We start from the raw sequence: 19,414 nt of genomic DNA on the forward strand, positions 1-19,414 counted from the left end.
AAAAATTATGCGCCATTTCAAGCCTTATCTTATCCCCGAGCAGTTGCTTAAAAAAGCAGCTGCGATCGATGTGATGCAAATCAGCATTGCCTCGGTTGGCTCTGCCTTCGTATCGGGGGAATTTTCGGTCCGCGAACTAGCCGCTGCGTGCCTTCATCGAATTAACCAGACTGAACCTTATTTAAACGCTTTCATTTGGTTAAACGAGAACGTACTGCAGGACGCCGCTCAGATCGACATAGAACTTGCGACGGGACCGCCGCGGGGACCGTTGCACGGGGTACCCGTCGCGCTTAAGGACAATATGAATTTAGCCGGCGTTCGAACGACTGCTGGTTACGCCGGATTCGCGTCGGACAACCGTGTGGTCGACCCAAACCAAGGTGCGTTTAATGGCTTTGACCTAATGCCGACTGAGGATGCGGCGCTTATCACTAGGCTTAAGGAAGCCGGCGCGATCGTCATTGGAAAGAGCAATCTGCCCGATTTTGGACTTGACGGTCTTCGTGCTCAGTCAAGTCACAACGGCGATACGCTTAATCCTTATGGCGCGGGGTTCGCGCCTGGAGCGTCAAGCACTGGAAGTGCCGCAGCAGTCGCGACGGGGATGGCCGTTGTCAGCGTCGGGACGGATACGGCAGGTTCCATCCTGTTTCCAGCATCTGCGCAAAGCCTTGTCGGACTCAAGCCGAGTTTTGGACTTGTACCAACGGACGGGATATACCCCGGTTTGCCGAATCACGATGTCGCGGGCCCCATCGCTCGGACTGTACGAGATGCTGCCGCCGTGCTCGACGCGATTGCCATAAAAGATTCGGGTGCTTCCAGCTACGCTGCTACGCTGGAAAGAGGCGCTTTCAATGGAAAGCGAATAGGCCTATTCGAGCCGGGTATTTGGGCGTCTGAACTGCATCCGGCGGTGAAGAGTCACTACCTATCGATGGTGAAACTGATCCACGAATTGGGTGCTGAGGCCGTGGAAACGGTATTCGCTGACACGGCATGGCTGCAACGCTGGCAGACGCGGACAGCGTTTCCCCAATGTAACGTATATCTGGAAGGAATCGACAACTTCCTTGCGTCGCTCGGCGGAAACAATCCCGCGAGTAGCAAAGCATTCGCTGCGCGCGCGGGATTTAAGCTTGGATTAGGAAGCACGGCACCTCTGTACGGACTGCTGTCCGATTTGAAAATAAATGTGAAATCGGACAGCGTCGAGATGGCGGAAGTTATCGCTCAGGCGCGATCACTGGCCGACTACTACGAGCAGATCATGAGCCACAAGCGTATTGATGCCTTGGTGTTGCCTCGTTCCACCCAACCTTTGCCGGACCTGACAGGCGACACACCCCGATATCTGGCTGACCAGACTGTCGGAACCGAGGTGAACGAACTTGGCTTGCCTGTGATTACGGTGCCTGCCGGTTACCTGGATGATGGACGGCCCATCGCGATCGATATCGTCGGTTCAAGGCGTTTCAGCGAAGCGCAGATCCTCGCGTTGGCTTTCGATTTCGAGCAGTACACGCTTTTTCGCAAGCCACCGTCTATCGAGATTTGAATCGCAGGTGGATTGGCACGCTTTCCGATCAGGAAGTGCCGGTCCACCAGGTATGGCTTACACACTAAGTGTTAATCCGGACCAATCCTGCTTGATCAAGCCAGACATTCATCACTTTATGTGCCGCCCGTTCTAGCAACGTTCGATTTTGTCGCGACGTTTCACGGAGCGTTCGCGGGTCAACACCGGCTTGATTTAGTTCGCTCGCATGTCCCACCAGCCAATTCTCGATCATGACAAGATCTGCTTCGAGATGAAACTGCAACCCGAGCGCGAAGTCATCAATTAAAAATGCCTGGTTCGCGCAGACGGTACTCGCTGCTAGCCGGGCCGCCTCGCGCGGAATCTCAAATTGGTCCCCGTGCCAGTGCAGAACCGGCGTTGAGCCGATTTCGGCCAAAGCGGAACTGCCTCCGGCTTCGGTCAGCGTCAGCGCTGAGAATCCGATTTCCTTTAACCCCATCGGTTCGACCTTCGCACCCATGACGCGAGCCATTAACTGAGCGCCAAGGCAAATGCCGAGCGTAGGTAGCTGTGCTTCGAGCCGACGCCGGACGAGCTCTAACTCATTGACCAGGAAAGGGTAGATCGCGTCGTCGAATGCGCCAATAGGTCCTCCAAGGAACACCAAAAGCGCTGGTTCGATCGGGTCGATCATGGTGAGATCTTCTATTGCGGCATCGATATAACGTACCGCGTAACCGCGCTCGGCAAGCAGCGGTTCGATCGTGCCTAAATCTTCAAAGTGGACATGACGAATTGCTATGACTGATTTCATATGGCTTCTTCGATATCACCGACCGGTTCGGTAAAGAATAATCAATAATGAGGCGCTGCCGCGCAGCGTCTACATAACATATGACGAGTTCGGCCACAGATTGCAAGCAACTCGTCACTAATAAAAATCGGCTTTCCGCGCAAACAGAGTGCACAAGTTGCTTGGCGCTCATCCGTAGACTGCCATCAATTTGCGCACTAGAAGCGCTGGATCCATGATGTAAATTAAACTGGATCGTATCAAGGGTAAACCGCCCCGGATTTTGAGGAGGCTCCAACTTCTGAGAAGATGGAGCCATGAACAAGTCGAATAAGTTTTCACCTGAGTCTCGTGAGCGCGCCGTGCGCATGGTGCAGGAGCATCGCGGAGAGTACCCGTCGCTTTGGGCTGCGGTGGAGTCAATTGCGCCCAAGATTGGTTGCATGCCGCAGACCTTGTTGGTATGGGTCAAGCGCCAGGAGGTTGATGCCGGGGTGCGTGAAGGCGTGAGCACGACCGAGACGCAACGCGTCAAAGACCTCGAGCGCGAAGTCAAGGAGTTGCGCAGGGCAAACGAGATCCTGAAGCTGGCGAGCGCTTTTTTCTCACAGGCGGAGCTCGACCGCCGACTCAAGTGATGAGGGACTTCATTGACGCGCACCGGGCAACGTACGGGGTTGAGCCTATCTGCAAAGTGCTGCGGATTGCCCCGTCGGGGTACCGTTGTTACGCAGCTCAGCGACGGGACCCCACACTGCGACCTGCGCGGGCTCGACGCGACGAAGAGCGGGTGCCGCAGATCGAGCGCGTCTGGCGGGCCAATATGCAGGTGTACGGCGCTGATAAGGTCTGGCGTCAGTTGGCCCGTAAAGGTACTGCGGTTGCTCGATGCACCGTCGAACGACTGATGCGTCGTCAGGGGCTGCGCGGTGTGATGCGCGGCAAGGTGATGCGCACGACAATCAGCGATGACAAGGCGCCCTATCCGCTGGACCGGGTCAATCGGCGATTCCGAGCGGAGCGGCCAAACCAGCTGTGGGTTTCGGATTTCACCTACGGTACGCCCAGCCAGCGTAGCCCGCCCACACTGGGGTGAAACTGATCGTGACCTTGCCTCGCTTCAACGTACAGCAACTCACGCTGCTTTTTGTGCGGTCTCGTAATCGCACGGTGTCCGGTAACCGATCGACGAATGGATGCGCTGTCGATTGTAAAATCCTTCGATCCAATCGACTACATCTAGGCGCGCCTGCGCGCGTGTCTCGTAGCGACATCGCGACGTTTGCTCGACTTTTAACGTCTTGAAGAAGCTTTCCATTGGTGCGTTATCCCAGGCGTTTGCGCGCCGACGCATCGACATCGTCATGTGGTACTGACTGACCAATTCCCTGTAGCGCCAGCTCGCATATTGGGCGGATTCAACCGGTTGGACGGCGACAATCAGCAAGTCCGGTCGTGTTGCCTCAGGAAAGAATGTTACCCGATGGGTTATTGTCGTTTTAGTTTGTTTTGTCTCTTCTTCCTTGTTTGCCGGGCGCGTAGCGCCCGGCCCCCGAAGACTTTCAGGGTTTCCGCAGATCAGGCTTCAGTCGGCGTGGCAGCATGCTTGCGCAAGCTGCCCAGAACCATTTCTTTCACTCGTTCGACGCGCCATGCTTTAACTCGGCGCTGCAACGTTCTTAACTGTGCCTTTTTTGCATAGGCGTCCGGAATCATTCTTGCCAACCGATCCATCAACTCGTTGGCCGACACCCCGGGCTCAGCGATCAGCCAACCTTCAATAACCGACCATGCGTCGGCGAACGGATCCACACGACTTCTCCACCAATGCTTTGCCTTGGGTTGCTTTCGATGGGTCGGACGAGCTTCACCTTCCTTCCATGCCGAGGACAGACTGGCGAGGAAGACCGTAACATCTGATTCGCCCTTTGGCGCTTCTTCAGCGCACGCACCATAGGCCGCGAACTCGCTCAATATCTGCTGGGCCGTTCGCATTTCCTGCAACAACCTAACGGGATCGAGGCTCTTGAACTGCGTCTTGAGCCTTTCTTTAATGGCCGGTGCAACGCTCTCGTGTTCCAGAATCCGATCACACGGCGTCGCCGGCGTGAAGTAAAGCTTGTGTACGCATCGACACACATTCCGTCCATCCGCTGGCGATATCGGTCAACGTCAACGTGTGGACGAACTCGCCATCAGTCTTCGAGCCGCCACAGTGTTCGACCATGTCGATCTCGAAGAAGCCAGGTGGCGGATCGCGCCAGTCGGCGAACGTCCGCACCGGGATGCTTCGCCGGATGGCCGAACCCACACCCTTGCGACGTTTGCGCTGCCCGTCGATCTGCAAACGCGCATTGCTCAGCATGCGATCGATGGTCGCCGCGCTGATCTGAAGGAGTTTGGCCTTGATGACCGGATCTAGGTCGAGATGGCCGTGCCGTTCCATGGCATCAACCAGCTTCGGGATCAATGCCTTCAGGCGCTTGCCGCATACCCGGTCACCTGCTTCCCACAACACCGTCAGGGCCAAACGTAACGCCTCATCGTAAAGACGGCTACGTTCGCGCACCGTCTTCGTCACACAGGGCTCTTGCCGCAACAGCCGGATGCCGTGTTTGCGGTGATAACCGGTTAGTGCAACGAATTCGTCGAGAATCCTGATCCGCTCACTGAACGTGGCGCTGCCATACCGCAATTGCAATGCTGCAACCAATTCCTTTCGTGTCGTCATGCTGATTTGCCTCGTCACCTCGAGCCGCTCCCGCCGGACAATCCGACGGGTAGCAAACTACGTGAGGCAACGGGTCAGCGCGAGTTGCAATTCTGATGAGTCAATGCGCCGGCCAAGATGGTTGTCGGTAAACCGGACGTTCTGGTTGACGCTATCCAACCGGTCGTCGCAACACCTCAAACTGAGGAGGTGTTGCCATGGTTCAAAGTGCAAAACGGGTGTATCAGTTGACAGGGCGAGCAGCGATGTACTCACCGGGTGCGCCGTCGCTTAGAAATGAGGTCGAGCGTCGCTTTTGGCTACAGATCGCAACCTGCATTACAAGCGAGAAAGCAGCGGAGGCGGTCGGCGTGTCTCAGGCGGTAGGCGGTCGCTGGTTCCGCTATCGTGGCGGCATGCCACTATTCATGTCGAAACCTATCGCTGGTCGATACTTGTCGTTCGCTGAGCGAGAAGAGATAGCATTGCTTTCTATTCAAGACATCGGAGTACGCGAGATCGCCCGCCGCATCGGACGCAGTCCATCAATCGTTTCAAGAGAGCTTACCCGCAATGCGGCGACACGCGGTGGGTACCTCGAGTATTGTGCTTCGGTCGCGCAGTGGAAGGCGGAACGGTTCGCCAAACGACCAAAGCCGGCAAAGCTAACGAGTAATGCACGGCTGCTCCAATACGTACGGGAGCGTTTGGAGGGCAAGGTGCGTGACGCGGATGGCCATGATATTGCAGTCCCAGGCAGGCGCCCTTCAAGGGGCGCAATAAGCCACATCGCGGGGACCGAACGTGGGTCAATGGCTGGTCACCCGAGCAAATTGCTAATCGATTGAAGGCTGATTTCCCGGATGATGAATCTATGCGCATCTCTCACGAAGCCATTTATCAAGCCCTTTATATTCAAGGGCGCGGTGCACTCAAGCGGGAGCTGGTGGGTTGCCTTAGCACCGGGCATGCCTTGCGCGTTCCCCGAGCGAGAGCACGTGCCAAGGCATGGGCGCACGTCAGCGAGGAGGTGATGATTTCCAGCCGGCCTGCAGAGGTGCAAGATCGTGCTGTGCCGGGCCATTGGGAGGGAGATTTGATTATCGGTTTAAATCGATCAGCCATCGGCACGTTGGTGGAAAGATCAAGCCGCTTTACGATGCTCGTGCACTTGCCTCGCGAGAAAGGCTACGGGGTAATCCCACGCACGAAGAACGGGCCCGCGCTCGCCGGCTATGGAGCTGTCACGATGGCCAATGCACTCAAGAAGACTATGAAGGACTTACCTGCTCAGTTGTGGCGATCACTGACATGGAATCGTGGCAAAGAGCTGTCCGATCACGCGCGCTTTACTATTGAGTCGGGCGTAAAGGTCTTCTTCGCCGACCCGCACAGTCCATGGCAGCGTGGTACGAACGAAAACACCAATGGCCTTCTAAGACAGTACTTTCCAAAGGGCACGGACCTGTCCAGATGGAGTGTTCAAGAGCTCCAGGCAGTTGCTAACACGTTGAACGCAAGGCCCCGAAAAACCCTCGGCTGGAAGACGCCTGCGGAAGCTTTGGACGAGTACCTAAAATCTGTTCAATAATCCAGTGTTGCGACGACCGGTTGAATCCGCCTTGACTGCCGCGATCCGAATGTAAAATCAACCCTGATGCTGGACGACGCTGCCAATACGCCGATCGTAAAGCATTAGAGACCAGTTCGGCATCAATGCGCTCGGACATTGACCATCCCACAATTCTGCGACTGCCCAGGTCCAGAATCGCGGCCAAGTACAGCCACCCCTCTGCGGTGGGCAGTGGGGTAAGAGGCAGGGCGTAGTCGAACTATCTCCCTGCCTCTCCTCCCCGAACCGGACTTGCACCTCTCAGCGCATCCGGCTCTCCATTTAAATGTTGCTCATAGCAAAGGCGACATCAGCGTAGCGCGACTCGATGGTGCTGCGTTTCTCAGCGCGCAGGATGAACGGATTTTCCGCAGGAGTGTGAGATAGGCTGAAGAAAGTGGAGATCAATGTTTCGTAGAATGAGCGAAATGGAGATCAAATGAATCGAGGACCGAAAGGCCGCTACACGAAGGAGTTTCGCGAGCAGGCGGTGAAGCTCGTTCTTGTCGATGGACTGTCGCAGCGAGAAGTTGCGGGCCGATTATCTTTGTCGGTTGAAACGCTTGGCGCTTGGGTCGTTGCCGAGCGAAAAGGGACGCTAACGAAGGTAGGCGAGACGCAAAAGCCGCAGAGCGAGTTGGAGGCGGAATTGGCGCGGGTCAAGCGCGAGCTGGCGACGGTCACGATGGAGCGCGATATTTTAAAAAAAGCGACGGTCTATTTCGCGAAGGAGTCGCGGTGAGATGTGACCGGATCGAAACGATGCGACAGGACTACCCGATTTCCGTGCTGTGCCGTGTGTTTGAGCTAGGGGCCAGCAGTTTCTACGCTTGGCGCCGACGGCTCGACTCGCCACGTGCACAAGAGAACGCGCGCCTTGAAATCGAGATTGTAGCGGCGCACGAACGAACTCGGCAAACGTATGGGCGCGAGCGATTGCAGGCGGATCTGCTTGATCATGGCGTATGCGTTGGCCTTCACCGCATTAGGCGCATTCGCACCAAGCTGGGACTGCGTTGCAAGCAGAAGCGCAAGTTCAGAAACACGACGGATTCGAAGCACGATTTGCCAGTCGCACCGAATTTGCTGGAACGCAACTTCGACATGAGCATGCCGAACCAGGCCTGGGTGAGTGATATCACGTACGTGTGGACAGATGAGGGCTGGTTGTATCTAGCCGGCATCAAGGATCTGTTCAACGGCGAGCTGGTCGGCTACGCCATGAGCGAACGTATGACCCGCACCTTGGTAATGCAGGCGCTATTTGCCGCGGTCGCACTTAAACGGCCCGCAGCCGGTTTGATCCTACATTCGGATCGTGGCAGTCAATATTGTTCGCATGACTATCGGGATCTAGCAAAGCAGTTCGGCATGACGATGTCCATGAGTCGCAAAGGCGATTGCTACGATAAGGCTTGCGCTTCACACTACACCTCCTTGAGGCGATCAGATACGATTTCGGGAACGCGGCGCCGGCAGGACAGCTTAATGCCCTGTGCTTTTCGGGGCGGATCGTTGCCGGGTGGCTCATACAAACACTCGTTCTTGTCGCTGTATGCGTGACCACGGATGAGCCCGCGACGGTTCCATATCTTCACGTGGTACGGCGTGATATGCAGCGCTTCGGCCATCTCCTGCAGCGTTAGGAGACCCGCTTCGCGCAACCGATCATAGCGTGGCTTCAGACAGTAGTTGCGCTGCACGCGTGCGACCATTTTTGCATTGAAGGGCCTACCCGTGCCCGACGGGACGCCACGTTCGTTCAGGATATTCGCGATCTGCAGGACAGTATGGTGATTGAGCAGCTCATCAATCTCCTCGATCACTGCGGCGGGTGTGACCCATTGCTGCCATGATTTTAGCGGCAAGGGCAGCTTGAGGGTCCGGTGAGCGCCGCCCTTGAAACGGATCTGTGCGGTAACGTGCTGGCCCCGGTTCAGGGTGACGTCTTCCAGAAGCAGCCTGATCATGCGTTTGCGTTCCCGGTCGGGCGTGGCGGGATCACGCCACAGCCGGGGGAAGTTGGACGCCAGCGAGACGATGATGGCGCGCTGCTCGTCCGTCAGAATACGCGCGTCCTGTTCACGGCGACGCTGATATTCCTCGTTAGCCTCAGTCAGTGCTCGCAGCTTATGGTTCCAGTCAGCCTCAAGTGAGTCGGCAACCAGGCGGTTCTCCGGATCGCAGCGCATGTAGCGGCGCTGCGCCAGATCAGCTTCATACTGGGCGCGCTCCACCTGCTTGTGACGCAGACAGTCGGCCTCTTCGATGCGGGACTGGAGTTCGTGCTGCACCGCCAGGCTTACCTCAATGGCAAGCGGATTGAGCGCCTCGACGAGCAGCTCGCCAATGGCCTCGTCGATGGCAGCCCCGTGGATGCGCTGGCAGACCGGTTCGGCCTGCTCAATGCCTTCGCGCTGGCAGATGTACTCGGGACACAGGCGGCCCTGGCGGCTGTGGTAACGAACCGTCATGCGGTTCCCGCATCGACCACAGACCACGACTCCCTGAAGAAGTGCTGGACCCTCACGCGGCGCGCTTCGGCGCCGGTCGGCTCCGATCGCCTGTGCGCTCTCATGCAAACGCTTCTGATTCTGCTCATACTCTTCCCAGGACAGATAACCGGCATGGGCGCCCGGAATCAGCGTATCCCACTGGTCCCGCGGGGCGCGAACCACACGCGTGCGTCCATCGACTGTCTTGCGTGAATGGGTGCGGCCATAGACGAATGCGCCGGCATACCTTGGGTTGTGGAGAATGCGCACTACCTGGCTGTGTCCGAGGCTGCTCCACAGCAATTCGCCCTTGTGCGGACCTTTGCAGCACCGTCGCGGAAACGCCAGCTCGAGATGATGCGCGGCGCGCGCGGTAGCCATCGCCGATCCCGTACCTCGGAAGGTGTCGAACAGCCACCTCAGGCAGTGCTGGACCTGCTGGTCCGGATCGAGAACGACCGCGCCCGCGGCGTTGTACACGAAGCCGACGGGCAGGCGCATCTGCAGTTCACCGCGCCTCGCCTTGCTTAGGATTCCTCCTTGAAGGCGCGCCCGCAGCACGTGCAATTCGGCCTCGCTCATGGTGCCCTTGAGCCCCAATAACAGCCGGTCGTTGAAGTGAGCAGGATCGTATACGCCATCCTCGTCAAGGATCAATGTGTCGGTGATTGCGCAGATCTCGAGCAGCCGATGCCAGTCGGCGGAGTTGCGCGCCAGGCGCGACACCTCCAGGCCGAGCACGATGCCGGCATGACCCACGCCAACTTCGGCGACCAGACGCTGGAATCCCTCGCGGTCTGCCGATGACGCGCCGGACTGGCCGAGGTCGCTATCGATCACAATAATGCGGTCCTCGGACCAACCCAGGGCGACCGCCCGTTGGCGCAGCGCATATTGGCGCTTGGTGCTCTCGGTGTTCTCGAACACCTGACGCAATGTGGACTGCCGGATATACAGATAGGCGTTGCGCTTCAGGTGGCTCGCCTGGACTTTCTGGTGAGGATCGCTCTTCATGCTGTTGCCTCCTGACGCCCGTATAGAAGCATTGAAGCCAGAATCATCGCCGCCTCCTGATGCAGCGTGAGGGGGATGATCTCTGCTTCACCCGGCGGCGGCCGCCGTACAACCGTAGTCGCGCACTGGGCCCATGCCTGCATCCACGCTCTCATGCCGCTGCGCATCAACAGCACAAGGCCCTGGCCACGAGGAATCTCGCACGGCAGTCCAAGTGCCTGTTGCCTCAGATCCTCATAACGCGAGATCAGTCCGTCATTGCACGCACGGTCCGGAGTGGGCACGGACGGTTTCGTTACGGTTTTTTTTGGCGCAGAAACTGTCGTTCGATACTGCGCGGATGAACCTGGACGCCGAAGTTCTGGTGCACCAGGCTGGCCAGTCGCTCCGCTCGCACCGTCGGCTCGGCAACTCGCGCCCGATTCAGAAACTCCATCACCGCCGGCGTCAACTTGTGGCCGCTGCGCGGCCCGGTCTTCTGCGGAATCAACCCGGCGAGTCCACCCTGCTCGAAGGCCGCCTGAGCTTGATAGAACGACGGCCGGGAGAAGCCGAAGGCCCTGGCTGCCTCGCTGATCGGGCGCCTGTCCACATGCACCGCGCGCAGCATCTCGTACTTGACCTGCAGCAGATCGTGGGGATCGAAGAACTCTTCGTCCTGAAACAGCGGATGCGTCACGGCATCGGGGCGCGGATTGAAGCTCGCCTGCTGCCGCAGCGCACGGTGCTTGTCCTCTTTGCGTCGGTCTGTCGCCATGCGCGAACTCCGGGGAGGGCGGTCAACTCAGTGTAAATATAATTATGTACCATATTTATGAAGATGCAAGTTAAATATCCGGGAATAAAGCCAATAAAGGACGACGAATTCGACTTACGAGCTCACCATGAATGCGCTATCCGGCATAATTTAATTTACATATGCGGCGTATTTGGCTTTACACGTGCTCGTGTTGTTCATGGCTCCAGCGTCGCGATCAAACGCCCCAGTTCAAGCAGCTCCTCCACGCGAAACAAGGCGCGCCCGGCAGCGATAACGTTGAATGGGTCCTCGCCGACGACGCTCGTCCAGCTGGCGGGCAGCGCCCGCAGTCGGCCATTCGCGTCGTGAAACCAAACCCTGTCCTCATGCCAGTTCTGGGCGTGAAGGACCAGTTCGAATTCTTGCAAACGAAGGGGATGGTACGGATGAGTTACCTGAAAACGTCGGCTTCCAGCGTCACTCATGGGCGCAGTTGTCTGCGGACTCCAATGCGCCGATGGAAAGCTTCTGGGGGTCGCTCAAAAACGAACTCGTGCATCACCGCCGGTTCACGACGCGCGCCGAGGCCCGGCAGGCCATCACCGAATACATCGAGATCTTCTACAACCGGCAACGCAAGCAAGCCCGTCTTGACTATCTGTCGCCTGCTGCTTTCGTGCAGCGATTTTATAAAACGCGACTCGCGGCTTAACCCATTGCTCTCCACTATTGACGACCGACCTCAAAGAGTATGAGCAGAATCAGAAGCGTTTGCATGAGAGCGCACAGGCGATCGGAGCCGACCGGCGCCGAAGCGCGCCGCGTGAGGGTCCAGCACTTCTTCAGGGAGTCGTGGTCTGTGGTCGATGCGGGAACCGCATGACGGTTCGTTACCACAGCCGCCAGGGCCGCCTGTGTCCCGAGTACATCTGCCAGCGCGAAGGCATTGAGCAGGCCGAACCGGTCTGCCAGCGCATCCACGGGGCTGCCATCGACGAGGCCATTGGCGAGCTGCTCGTCGAGGCGCTCAATCCGCTTGCCATTGAGGTAAGCCTGGCGGTGCAGCACGAACTCCAGTCCCGCATCGAAGAGGCCGACTGTCTGCGTCACAAGCAGGTGGAGCGCGCCCAGTATGAAGCTGATCTGGCGCAGCGCCGCTACATGCGCTGCGATCCGGAGAACCGCCTGGTTGCCGACTCACTTGAGGCTGACTGGAACCATAAGCTGCGAGCACTGACTGAGGCTAACGAGGAATATCAGCGTCGCCGTGAACAGGACGCGCGTATTCTGACGGACGAGCAGCGCGCCATCATCGTCTCGCTGGCGTCCAACTTCCCCCGGCTGTGGCGTGATCCCGCCACGCCCGACCGGGAACGCAAACGCATGATCAGGCTGCTTCTGGAAGACGTCACCCTGAACCGGGGCCAGCACGTTACCGCACAGATCCGTTTCAAGGGCGGCGCTCACCGGACCCTCAAGCTGCCCTTGCCGCTAAAATCATGGCAGCAATGGGTCACACCCGCCGCAGTGATCGAGGAGATTGATGAGCTGCTCAATCACCATACTGTCCTGCAGATCGCGAATATCCTGAACGAACGTGGCGTCCCGTCGGGCACGGGTAGGCCCTTCAATGCAAAAATGGTCGCACGCGTGCAGCGCAACTACTGTCTGAAGCCACGCTATGATCGGTTGCGCGAAGCGGGTCTCCTAACGCTGCAGGAGATGGCCGAAGCGCTGCATATCACGCCGTACCACGTGAAGATATGGAACCGTCGCGGGCTCATCCGTGGTCACGCATACAGCGACAAGAACGAGTGTTTGTATGAGCCACCCGGCAACGATCCGCCCCGAAAAGCACAGGGCATTAAGCTGTCCTGCCGGCGCCGCGTTCCCGAAATCGTATCTGATCGCCTCAAGGAGGTGTAGTGTGAAGCGCAAGCCTTGTCCCAACAATTTCCTTTGCGACTCATCGAACACGTCATCCCGTACTCGGCAAGTTTCGCCTGAAAGGCATGACTAGCGTACTGGCTGCCACGATCCGAATGGTACAGCGCGCCCGGGGCCGGTTTGCGCCGGAACCATGCCATTGTCAGCGCGTCGATCACCAAGTCGGTGGTCATGTTCGCCTTGATCGACCAGCCAACAACCTCACGGTTGAACAGGTCCAGTACGATCGCCAGATACAGCCAGCCCTCGTCGGTCCAGATATACGTGATGTCCGAAGTGAAGACCTGGTTAGGTGCATCTGTCGTGAAGTTTCTGTCGAGCAAATTGGGGGCGATCGGCAGCTTGTGCTTCGAATCCGTGGTGACCTTGTAGCGACGCTTATGGCGCGCACGGATGTTGTTCTCCCGCATCAGCCGCTCAACCCGTTCTTTGCCCGCCGGAAATCCACGCGCACGAATTTCTATCGTCATGCGGGGCGATCCGTAGGCACCTTTCACCTCAGCATGGACCGACCGAATCAGGGCCAACAACTGAATATCAGTCAGCCGTTTGCGCTGCGGCATGCCGCCACGCTTCCAACTGCGGTAGCCACTGAAGCTCACCTCCAAGACTTCGCACAGCGCCAACACCGGATAGCTGTGGAGCTGCGAATCAAGCCCGGCATACTTCACAGCAGTTCCCTCGCGAAGTATGCCGCCGCTTTTTTTGTGATCTCCAGCTCCATCGTCAGCCGCTTGTTCTCTGCACGCAAACGCGACAATTCCATCTGCTCCGGCGTGATGACCTTGGTCCCCGGACCGTTCAGCGTTCCCGCGTCATGCGCTTTCACCCAATTACGCAGCGTCTGATGTGAAATCCCCAATTCTCGCGCTACGTCACGAATGTTTTGCCCGTCCTTCACCCGCTTTACCGCCAGCGTCCTGAACTCCGTCGTGTATTCCTGCTTCGGTATCTTCAACATCGCTTTCCTTCCTTTTAGTCGAGTTTACACACGACCTCATGGAAGACGAAATTCCGGGGGAACCTCAGTTATACCGGTACCGCTAATTGGGGACCCTCGCACCGGCGATGGATCAGCTCATACTCGTTTCCAAGTCACTGGCAGCAACTGGCCTTCGACGAACACCGTCGCACGATCGAGGACAGGCTCGCGCAATGTGAGCGTCTCGAGGTGGCGCTGCGCGAGGCCGTGCCCGAATGGCGCTTTTATCCGGCCGTGCTGGGCCTTCAGGCCATGCGTGGCATACAGTTCACCACTGCGATCGGAATGCTTTCGGAGCTCGGAGACCTGTCACGCTTTGAGCATCCGCGCCAGCTGATGGCATGGCTGGGCGTCACCCCCTCGGAATACTCTTCCGGAGAGCGGGGTCGTCAAGGAAGCATTACGAAAACCGGCAACAGTTACGCCCGCAAACTGCTCGTCGAGGCCGCCTGGAGCTACCGGTTTCCTGCACGTGTGAGTACAGATATCCAGCGTCGACAGGAAGGTATCCCCAAGCCCATTACCGATCGAGCCTGGGACGCACAGCTGCGGCTGTGCCGGCGATATCGCAAACTGGCAGAGCGCGGAAAGAATGCGAACATCGCGGTGGTTGCCGTGGCCCGTGAACTCGCAGGTTTTATCTGGGACATTGGCCGACTGTCAATGTCCCAGGCTGTACCGGACGGTGCCCAGCCCACACACCAGCTTCATCATGCCGGCCACTGAAAAGCAGCAATCTGAAGAAGTTTCCTGAAGGCGGCGTAGCCCGGCACACGAGTAACCCGCGCTCCGGCTATGCAGCGGTTGTCATCCGATTTGCGGCTTCAGATAGCGGCAGGCTCATTGGGCGGAACACTGTAATGCGGTAACCAACCCGCGGATATCAGGGTGATCCACCGTCGAGACTTAAAGGCCAGTTCAAAAAGAGCTCGGAAGGGCTGTTTACTTTTCCACGAAACGGTTAACCTTGGATACCTGAACAACGGATCAAGGAATGCCGGCACCTATCATCGATGACGAATTGTGGGCACTGATCGAACCGCTACTTCCACCGCCCAAACCGCGACGCCAACGATACCCTGGAAGGTTGCCGGTCTCGGACCGTGCAGCACTCAATGGCATCCTGCTTGTGCTGAAGACAGGAATGCGATGGAACCATCTGCCGACCCGGTTGGGCTTCGGCTCTGGAGCGACTTGTTGGCGTCGGTTGCACGACTGGCAGCAGGCCGGGGTGTGGGACAAGCTGCACGGGCTACTGCTCGACAAGCTGCGCGAATCTGGCCAGCTCGATTTCTCATACGCGGCTGTCGATTCATCGTCCGTGCGAGCCGTTGGGGCGGGCCAAAAACTGGGCCAAACCCCACCGATCGCGCACGACCAGGGTCCAAACACCACGTCCTCGTAGACGCGAACGGCGTTCCTGTCAGCGTGATCGTGACCGGCGCGAACCGCAATGATGTCACGCAACTGCTGCCGCTGGTCGACGCTATCCCGCCGATTCGCGGCACACGCGGCCGACCGCTTCGCAAACCCAAGGTCATCTACGCCGACCGTGGCTACGACTCCGACTCGCATCGCCGCCAACTTCGCGAGCGTGGAATCAGACCGGTCATCGCCAGGCGCCGCACCGAACACGGCAGCGGTCTCGGCAAGTTTCGTTGGGTCGTTGAACGGACTCATTCGTGGCTCCATGGTTTCCGGCGTCTTCGCATTCGCTTCGAGCGCCGATCTGACATTCACGAAGCATTCCTCAAACTAGCCTGCTCACTCGTCTGCTGGAACATCTTGAGCCGAACTGAGCAGCCTTTTTGAACTGCCCTCTTACTGCTACGTCGCCCTCAGGAAATTTAGCGCCCTGAAAAACCGAAAACCGATCTCTCTTGACACGGGAAGTCATATCAGTCCGTGTGTCCCGACGCATGAGAGGGACAGCCGACTGTATGCCTTTTGGCTCAAGCCTGACAGCGCCTTTGGCTTGCTACTGATCACGACGTTTATCAGCAGTTCGCATTCGCTAACCGTACTGCCCAACCTTGCACCCCATCCGCCGTGGCGCTGGCAGACAACAACGCACTCTCGCGAGATCGCCGTCGCTCAATGAGCGGGTTACGTTGTCCCAGTGGCTTCACACCGGATCGTTACCAATCCCGCATGCACCGGTAGGTTACGGCTGACGGAACAGCCGGTTTCCTCTCTGGCTAACAACGCCAGATGAAACAATCCTTTACGCGACATCACATCGCACCATGCGCTTCAGTGTGCCCGATATCTGCTGGGGCGACCATTTCCACTCGAGCAAGGTGAGAACAATGCGCCAGCAAACGCTTTGTGGGCCAAGCTTTGACGGACGGCGGGCTATGTGGCGGCGTGCAGTGCAAAGTGCTGCAGCAGGCAACGACGCATAGCCAACAGGCGAGGAGTTTCGCATGAGTTCACGGCCGATAGTTCCCGCTGAGCGCCCAAGTATGCGGGCTATGGTTCGCATACTCATACCCTGCAGATGCAAGCTTGCAATGGTCAAACGCTCTTCAGGCTGAAGTTGTCGATATGAAGTTTTTTCGGGCATTGCCACACCTTATATGAGTCAGGTGTTGCACTTCGGTTTTGAGGCCGCCGTGAGATGAGGGCGAAACCGCATGCCGTAATTACCAGCGAAAGGCGGTCGCCAGACCTCAGCAAAAAAGCTAGCACCTTTAATTCTCTGGACCAGTTGATTAAATAAAACTGGAGCTTCAGAATGGTCCACCAATTCAATACTATTGTTCTGGTGACTTTTTAAGCCTCTCTGATCGGCGTGAGGCGCGCAAGCATCAAAAGTCGCGTCTACTGAATGACATTGAGTTTTCACGTTCTTTACGAAACAAAGGGTTTTTCTATGACGGCTCAGCTTTCGCTGCGGAATATCCGAAAGTCTTTTGACGGAAAACACGGAAGGGTCGATGTTATCGGTGGATTGTCCTTTGATATCTACGAGAAGGACTTTGTCAGCATAATCGGGCCGTCTGGGTGCGGGAAGACGACAGTGTTTAACATCATTGCGGGTCTGCTGGAACCAGACTCGGGCGAACTTGAATATCGGGGAAAGGCCGTCAATGGTCTTCGCGGCAAGGTCGGATACATGATGCAACGAGACCTGCTGTTTCCATGGCGCACCGTGCTCGAAAATGTGCTGCTGGGTCCCGAACTCTCGAAGATGCCGATCGCGGAAGCTCGTGATACAGCCATGGAATACCTCAACACATATGGATTGGCGGGCTTCGAAAACGCATATCCGCGCACACTTTCCGGAGGTATGCGCCAGCGTGTAGCACTAATTCGAACGCTGATAAACGATCCAGACATTATTCTGCTCGATGAGCCATTTTCCGCACTAGATTATCAAACGCGGCTGTATTTGGAAGGCGTGCTTCTTGAGGCTGTGGAGACTTTCAACAAGACCGTGGTATTGGTGACGCACGATATCGATGAAGCAGTTGCATTGTCCAAGCGCGTAGTGGTTCTTGCGGGACGCCCTTCGCAAGTGAAAGTTACACACGACATCGATTTGGGCGACAGGTCACCCATAGGCGCCAGGAGCGACCCGAATTTTTCGGGTTATTTTCACATGCTCTGCCGCGAGCTAGATATCCAGACAGAGGGAACGGCGAAATGAACCAAGCGAGCGGAACACATCTCGTAGACGCGGCTACGGCCGTAAAGAAAAAAAATAGCTCTTTTGAAAAATTTGCTGGGTCGCTTGGGACCAGATTCGCCGTCCCTTGTTTGCAGATTCTCGCAGTAGCGGTGTTCTTTGCCCTTTGGCAGGCAGCGGTTCAGCTGGGTTGGGTCTCAGTTTTCCTTGTGGGGTCACCCGTTAGTATTTACCACGCATTTGAGCGGTCCATCTCATCGGGCGACTTGTTCGTAGATACAGGCTATACGGTTTTCGAGGCAACAGTCGGCTTCGTAATCGGCACTGCAATAGGCTCGATCGTCGGACTTTCGCTCTGGTATTCGTCATTCGTCGCTCGTGTCGTCGAACCATTCATTGTCGCGGTCAACAGCGTACCGAAGGTCGCTTTTGCGCCTATTGTGATCTTGTGGTTTGGTACGGGTCTAACGTCGAAGATAGTGCTGGCCGTTTCGTTGACCGCGATTGTTGCCCTGATATCCGCATATGAAGCAGCAAAAGACGCGGATGTGGAACTACAGGCATTACTGATAACCCTTGGCGCGAGGAAGCGCGATATCTTTTTTAAGGTCGTTGTTCCATCGACCTTGCCATATATTCTGTCTACGTTTCGAATCAACATCGGCTTTGGTTTAGTGGGTGCGGTGGTCGGCGAATTTATCTCTTCAGAGAAAGGGATTGGCCACATGATCTACGCGGCATCGAGTCTTTACGATTTAAGTAGCGTATGGGCAGGCTTGTTTGTATTAATGATTGTAGGTTTTCTCATGTATTTCATCATTGATGCGATCGAACGTCGATTGCTACCTTGGCGTCAATCGCGAAATCGCGGAACAGTCCGCGTCTAAAATTCTAGACTGATGCTTTTAACAACCTGGAGTCGGGAGATTCAAGACAATGAAACCTGCGACTTTTAGACTGCGCACACGGTCGACGATCCGGAAGTTCGTGGTAGCCATGTGCCTGGCGAGTCTTCTAGAGCCGGCTATAGCCGAAGAAAAGAAAGTGGTTGTTTCTGAAGCCTTTCAAGCGCTCCATTACTTACCGCTTTATGTCGCAATCAATAAGGGTTTTTTCACGGAACAGGGCCTAAGTGTGACGAAACTGATGACAGGTACGCCAAGCAACGCCTTGTCAGCGGTCATCTCGGGCAGTGCGGACTTTGCCATTGTCGGCCCAGAGTGGGCCGCAGTCGCTGCCGAGAAAGGTGCGGCGGTGGAAGTAGTCTCTAACCTCGCCAACGGCGCGGGTGCCTGGGTGGCCACGTCAGCCGACTTCGAGTACGACGGCCCAAAAAGTCTCAAAGACCAACGCGTCGTTACGGGAATGATGCCTACGACCAGCACGTCTCTCTTCATCAAGATGCTTCGCGAAAACGGCATGCAACCGTCCGATGTGCATATGCTCCAAGTCCCTATCGGGTCCGAAATCGGGCCGATGCTGGCGGCCCAGGTGAAAGTGGGAGTCTTTTATGAGCCAGGGTTAGAGCAGGTGGTCGCGGGTGGCCAGAAAGTTGTGGTCAGCTTCGCTAAACTTAACAAGGAATACCTGTTTGCAGCTGTGACGGCTAGGAAGAATGTCGATCCAGAGGTTGGTCGCCGGTTTGTCGCAGGAATGCAAAAGGCGTTTCTTTACATGGCGGCCAGTCCCCAGGAAGTCAAGCTCTTGGCGAGGAAGGAGTTTCCGACGATCAGTCCGGAGATCGTTGATGCGGCGATCTCCCGGATGCTCGCAGACGGCGTATTCTCTAAATCAGTCGCAATATCCCATGACTCACTAAGATCTGCGATGCAGACGCAGATCGACCTAGGCAACTTGAAGCAACAGCCCGTGTACGACGCGTTGATCGACCATCGCTTCATTGATGCGGCAGTCAAGGAAGTCCATTAAACCAATGCGTAGAGCTATCAATACTGGAAGGTATGAT

14 protein-coding genes, 9 pseudogenes and 1 other annotated feature are annotated in these 19,414 nt (G+C 56.9%); of the genes and pseudogenes, 12 read left to right on the forward strand and 11 right to left on the reverse strand.

From position 1 onward, the window contains the following. The first annotated feature begins 7 nt into the window (after window positions 1-7). A complete protein-coding gene (locus tag AXG89_RS30520; RefSeq protein ID WP_062174216.1) occupies window positions 8-1,561 on the forward strand; it encodes an amidase in 1,554 nt (517 codons plus the stop codon). 64 nt (window positions 1,562-1,625) lie between these two features. Here the strand turns inward: AXG89_RS30520 and AXG89_RS30525 are convergent, their stop codons facing one another. After that, on the reverse strand, window positions 1,626-2,339 hold the full coding sequence (locus tag AXG89_RS30525) for a glutamine amidotransferase (RefSeq protein ID WP_062174218.1): 714 nt from the start codon (window positions 2,337-2,339) through the stop codon (window positions 1,626-1,628). Between the two features lie 296 nt (window positions 2,340-2,635). Here AXG89_RS30525 and AXG89_RS30530 point away from each other — a divergent pair. Further along, window positions 2,636-3,375: pseudogene (locus AXG89_RS30530) on the forward strand (IS3 family transposase); the annotation flags it as partial. Further along, window positions 2,914-3,030, forward strand: a sequence feature (AL1L pseudoknot). Its footprint overlaps the pseudogene before it by 117 nt. Window positions 3,376-3,453: 78 nt before the next feature. Here the strand turns inward: AXG89_RS30530 and AXG89_RS30535 are convergent. The 3 genes and pseudogenes from AXG89_RS30535 to AXG89_RS43690 all read right to left on the reverse strand — a co-directional run. After that, a pseudogene (locus AXG89_RS30535) lies at window positions 3,454-3,732 on the reverse strand (IS3 family transposase); the annotation flags it as partial. Window positions 3,733-3,896: 164 nt separating this feature from the next. After that, entirely contained in the window at window positions 3,897-4,292 is a 396-nt protein-coding gene (locus AXG89_RS43685) for a hypothetical protein (protein ID WP_236873587.1), read from the reverse strand. A gap of 115 nt (window positions 4,293-4,407) precedes the next feature. Continuing rightward, window positions 4,408-5,049 carry a hypothetical protein gene (locus AXG89_RS43690; RefSeq protein ID WP_236873588.1) on the reverse strand — a complete coding sequence of 214 codons (642 nt, stop codon included), beginning with the start codon at window positions 5,047-5,049 and terminating at the stop codon, window positions 4,408-4,410. A 197-nt stretch (window positions 5,050-5,246) separates the two neighbouring features. On the opposite strand from AXG89_RS43690, the pseudogene AXG89_RS30545 reads away from it, so the two are divergent. After that, window positions 5,247-6,619 (forward strand): annotated as a pseudogene (locus AXG89_RS30545) (IS30 family transposase). Window positions 6,620-6,650: 31 nt separating this feature from the next. On the opposite strand, the pseudogene AXG89_RS30550 reads toward AXG89_RS30545, so the two are convergent. Next, window positions 6,651-6,830 (reverse strand): annotated as a pseudogene (locus AXG89_RS30550) (DDE-type integrase/transposase/recombinase); the annotation flags it as partial. Window positions 6,831-7,079: 249 nt separating this feature from the next. On the opposite strand from AXG89_RS30550, the gene AXG89_RS43695 reads away from it, so the two are divergent. After that, window positions 7,080-8,203 (forward strand): IS3 family transposase gene (locus AXG89_RS43695; protein ID WP_442861778.1). Its coding sequence is split into 2 segments (ribosomal slippage): window positions 7,080-7,353 and window positions 7,353-8,203, totalling 1,125 coding nucleotides; the frame shifts between segments, so codons are not numbered across the junction. Here the strand turns inward: AXG89_RS43695 and AXG89_RS30570 are convergent. The 4 genes and pseudogenes from AXG89_RS30570 to AXG89_RS30585 form a co-directional block, all read right to left on the reverse strand. Then, a pseudogene (locus tag AXG89_RS30570) lies at window positions 8,092-10,149 on the reverse strand (recombinase family protein); the annotation flags it as partial. The gene AXG89_RS43695 and the pseudogene AXG89_RS30570 overlap by 112 nt on opposite strands. After that, window positions 10,146-10,433, reverse strand: coding sequence for a hypothetical protein (locus AXG89_RS30575; protein WP_062174229.1), 288 nt, complete (start codon window positions 10,431-10,433; stop codon window positions 10,146-10,148). The pseudogene AXG89_RS30570 and the gene AXG89_RS30575, both read right to left, overlap by 4 nt. 11 nt (window positions 10,434-10,444) lie before the next feature. After that, the gene (locus AXG89_RS30580) at window positions 10,445-10,906 is read right to left on the reverse strand and encodes a helix-turn-helix domain-containing protein (protein WP_062174231.1); all 462 of its coding nucleotides are present in this window, start codon (window positions 10,904-10,906) and stop codon (window positions 10,445-10,447) included. Between the two features lie 197 nt (window positions 10,907-11,103). Further along, complete coding sequence (locus tag AXG89_RS30585; RefSeq protein WP_086386713.1) at window positions 11,104-11,373, reverse strand: DUF5372 family protein; 270 nt, start codon at window positions 11,371-11,373, stop codon at window positions 11,104-11,106. Window positions 11,374-11,396: 23 nt separating this feature from the next. Here AXG89_RS30585 and AXG89_RS30590 point away from each other — a divergent pair. Together AXG89_RS30590 and AXG89_RS30595 are read left to right on the forward strand one after the other, a co-directional pair. Next, window positions 11,397-11,600 (forward strand): annotated as a pseudogene (locus AXG89_RS30590) (IS3 family transposase); the annotation flags it as partial. Between the two features lie 167 nt (window positions 11,601-11,767). Further along, window positions 11,768-12,814, forward strand: coding sequence for a hypothetical protein (locus tag AXG89_RS30595; RefSeq protein WP_236873589.1), 1,047 nt, complete (start codon window positions 11,768-11,770; stop codon window positions 12,812-12,814). Here the strand turns inward: AXG89_RS30595 and AXG89_RS30600 are convergent. Then, window positions 12,766-13,796: pseudogene (locus AXG89_RS30600) on the reverse strand (IS3 family transposase); the annotation flags it as partial. The gene AXG89_RS30595 and the pseudogene AXG89_RS30600 overlap by 49 nt on opposite strands. Before the next feature lie 69 nt (window positions 13,797-13,865). On the opposite strand from AXG89_RS30600, the pseudogene AXG89_RS30605 reads away from it, so the two are divergent. From AXG89_RS30605 to AXG89_RS45040, 3 genes and pseudogenes are all read left to right on the forward strand, one after another. After that, window positions 13,866-14,543, forward strand: a pseudogene (locus tag AXG89_RS30605) (transposase); the annotation flags it as partial. A 268-nt stretch (window positions 14,544-14,811) separates the two neighbouring features. Continuing rightward, a complete protein-coding gene (locus tag AXG89_RS45035) occupies window positions 14,812-15,222 on the forward strand; it encodes an IS5/IS1182 family transposase (protein WP_062093255.1) in 411 nt (136 codons plus the stop codon). Continuing rightward, complete coding sequence (locus AXG89_RS45040) at window positions 15,132-15,629, forward strand: IS5 family transposase (protein ID WP_442861783.1); 498 nt, start codon at window positions 15,132-15,134, stop codon at window positions 15,627-15,629. The genes AXG89_RS45035 and AXG89_RS45040 overlap by 91 nt, the downstream gene beginning before the upstream one ends. A gap of 433 nt (window positions 15,630-16,062) precedes the next feature. Here the strand turns inward: AXG89_RS45040 and AXG89_RS30615 are convergent. Then, window positions 16,063-16,383: pseudogene (locus AXG89_RS30615) on the reverse strand (transposase); the annotation flags it as partial. Between the two features lie 309 nt (window positions 16,384-16,692). On the opposite strand from AXG89_RS30615, the gene AXG89_RS30620 reads away from it, so the two are divergent. Genes AXG89_RS30620 through AXG89_RS30630 form a run of 3 tightly spaced genes read left to right on the forward strand, consistent with a single transcriptional unit; the run spans window position 16,693 to window position 19,377 of the window. Continuing rightward, a complete protein-coding gene (locus AXG89_RS30620; RefSeq protein WP_062174239.1) occupies window positions 16,693-17,469 on the forward strand; it encodes an ABC transporter ATP-binding protein in 777 nt (258 codons plus the stop codon). Then, window positions 17,466-18,335 carry an ABC transporter permease gene (locus AXG89_RS30625; RefSeq protein WP_062174241.1) on the forward strand — a complete coding sequence of 290 codons (870 nt, stop codon included), beginning with the start codon at window positions 17,466-17,468 and terminating at the stop codon, window positions 18,333-18,335. Before AXG89_RS30620 ends, AXG89_RS30625 begins: the two co-directional genes overlap by 4 nt. A 49-nt stretch (window positions 18,336-18,384) precedes the next feature. Further along, complete coding sequence (locus AXG89_RS30630; RefSeq protein ID WP_062174244.1) at window positions 18,385-19,377, forward strand: ABC transporter substrate-binding protein; 993 nt, start codon at window positions 18,385-18,387, stop codon at window positions 19,375-19,377. Window positions 19,378-19,414: the final 37 nt, after the last annotated feature.

It is taken from the genome of Burkholderia sp. PAMC 26561 (assembly GCF_001557535.2).
Classification (GTDB): domain Bacteria; phylum Pseudomonadota; class Gammaproteobacteria; order Burkholderiales; family Burkholderiaceae; genus Caballeronia.

Coding starts and splice junctions, on each gene's coding strand:
- AXG89_RS30520 (WP_062174216.1), top strand. CDS start 8: ATGCGCCATTTCAAGCCTTATCTTATCCCCGAGCAGTTGCTTAAAAAA.
- AXG89_RS30525 (WP_062174218.1), bottom strand. CDS start 2,339: ATGAAATCAGTCATAGCAATTCGTCATGTCCACTTTGAAGATTTAGGC.
- AXG89_RS43690 (WP_236873588.1), bottom strand. CDS start 5,049: ATGACGACACGAAAGGAATTGGTTGCAGCATTGCAATTGCGGTATGGC.
- AXG89_RS30580 (WP_062174231.1), bottom strand. CDS start 10,906: ATGGCGACAGACCGACGCAAAGAGGACAAGCACCGTGCGCTGCGGCAG.
- AXG89_RS30585 (WP_086386713.1), bottom strand. CDS start 11,373: ATGAGTGACGCTGGAAGCCGACGTTTTCAGGTAACTCATCCGTACCAT.
- AXG89_RS30595 (WP_236873589.1), top strand. CDS start 11,768: ATGACGGTTCGTTACCACAGCCGCCAGGGCCGCCTGTGTCCCGAGTAC.
- AXG89_RS45035 (WP_062093255.1), top strand. CDS start 14,812: ATGCCGGCACCTATCATCGATGACGAATTGTGGGCACTGATCGAACCG.
- AXG89_RS30620 (WP_062174239.1), top strand. CDS start 16,693: ATGACGGCTCAGCTTTCGCTGCGGAATATCCGAAAGTCTTTTGACGGA.
- AXG89_RS30625 (WP_062174241.1), top strand. CDS start 17,466: ATGAACCAAGCGAGCGGAACACATCTCGTAGACGCGGCTACGGCCGTA.
- AXG89_RS30630 (WP_062174244.1), top strand. CDS start 18,385: ATGAAACCTGCGACTTTTAGACTGCGCACACGGTCGACGATCCGGAAG.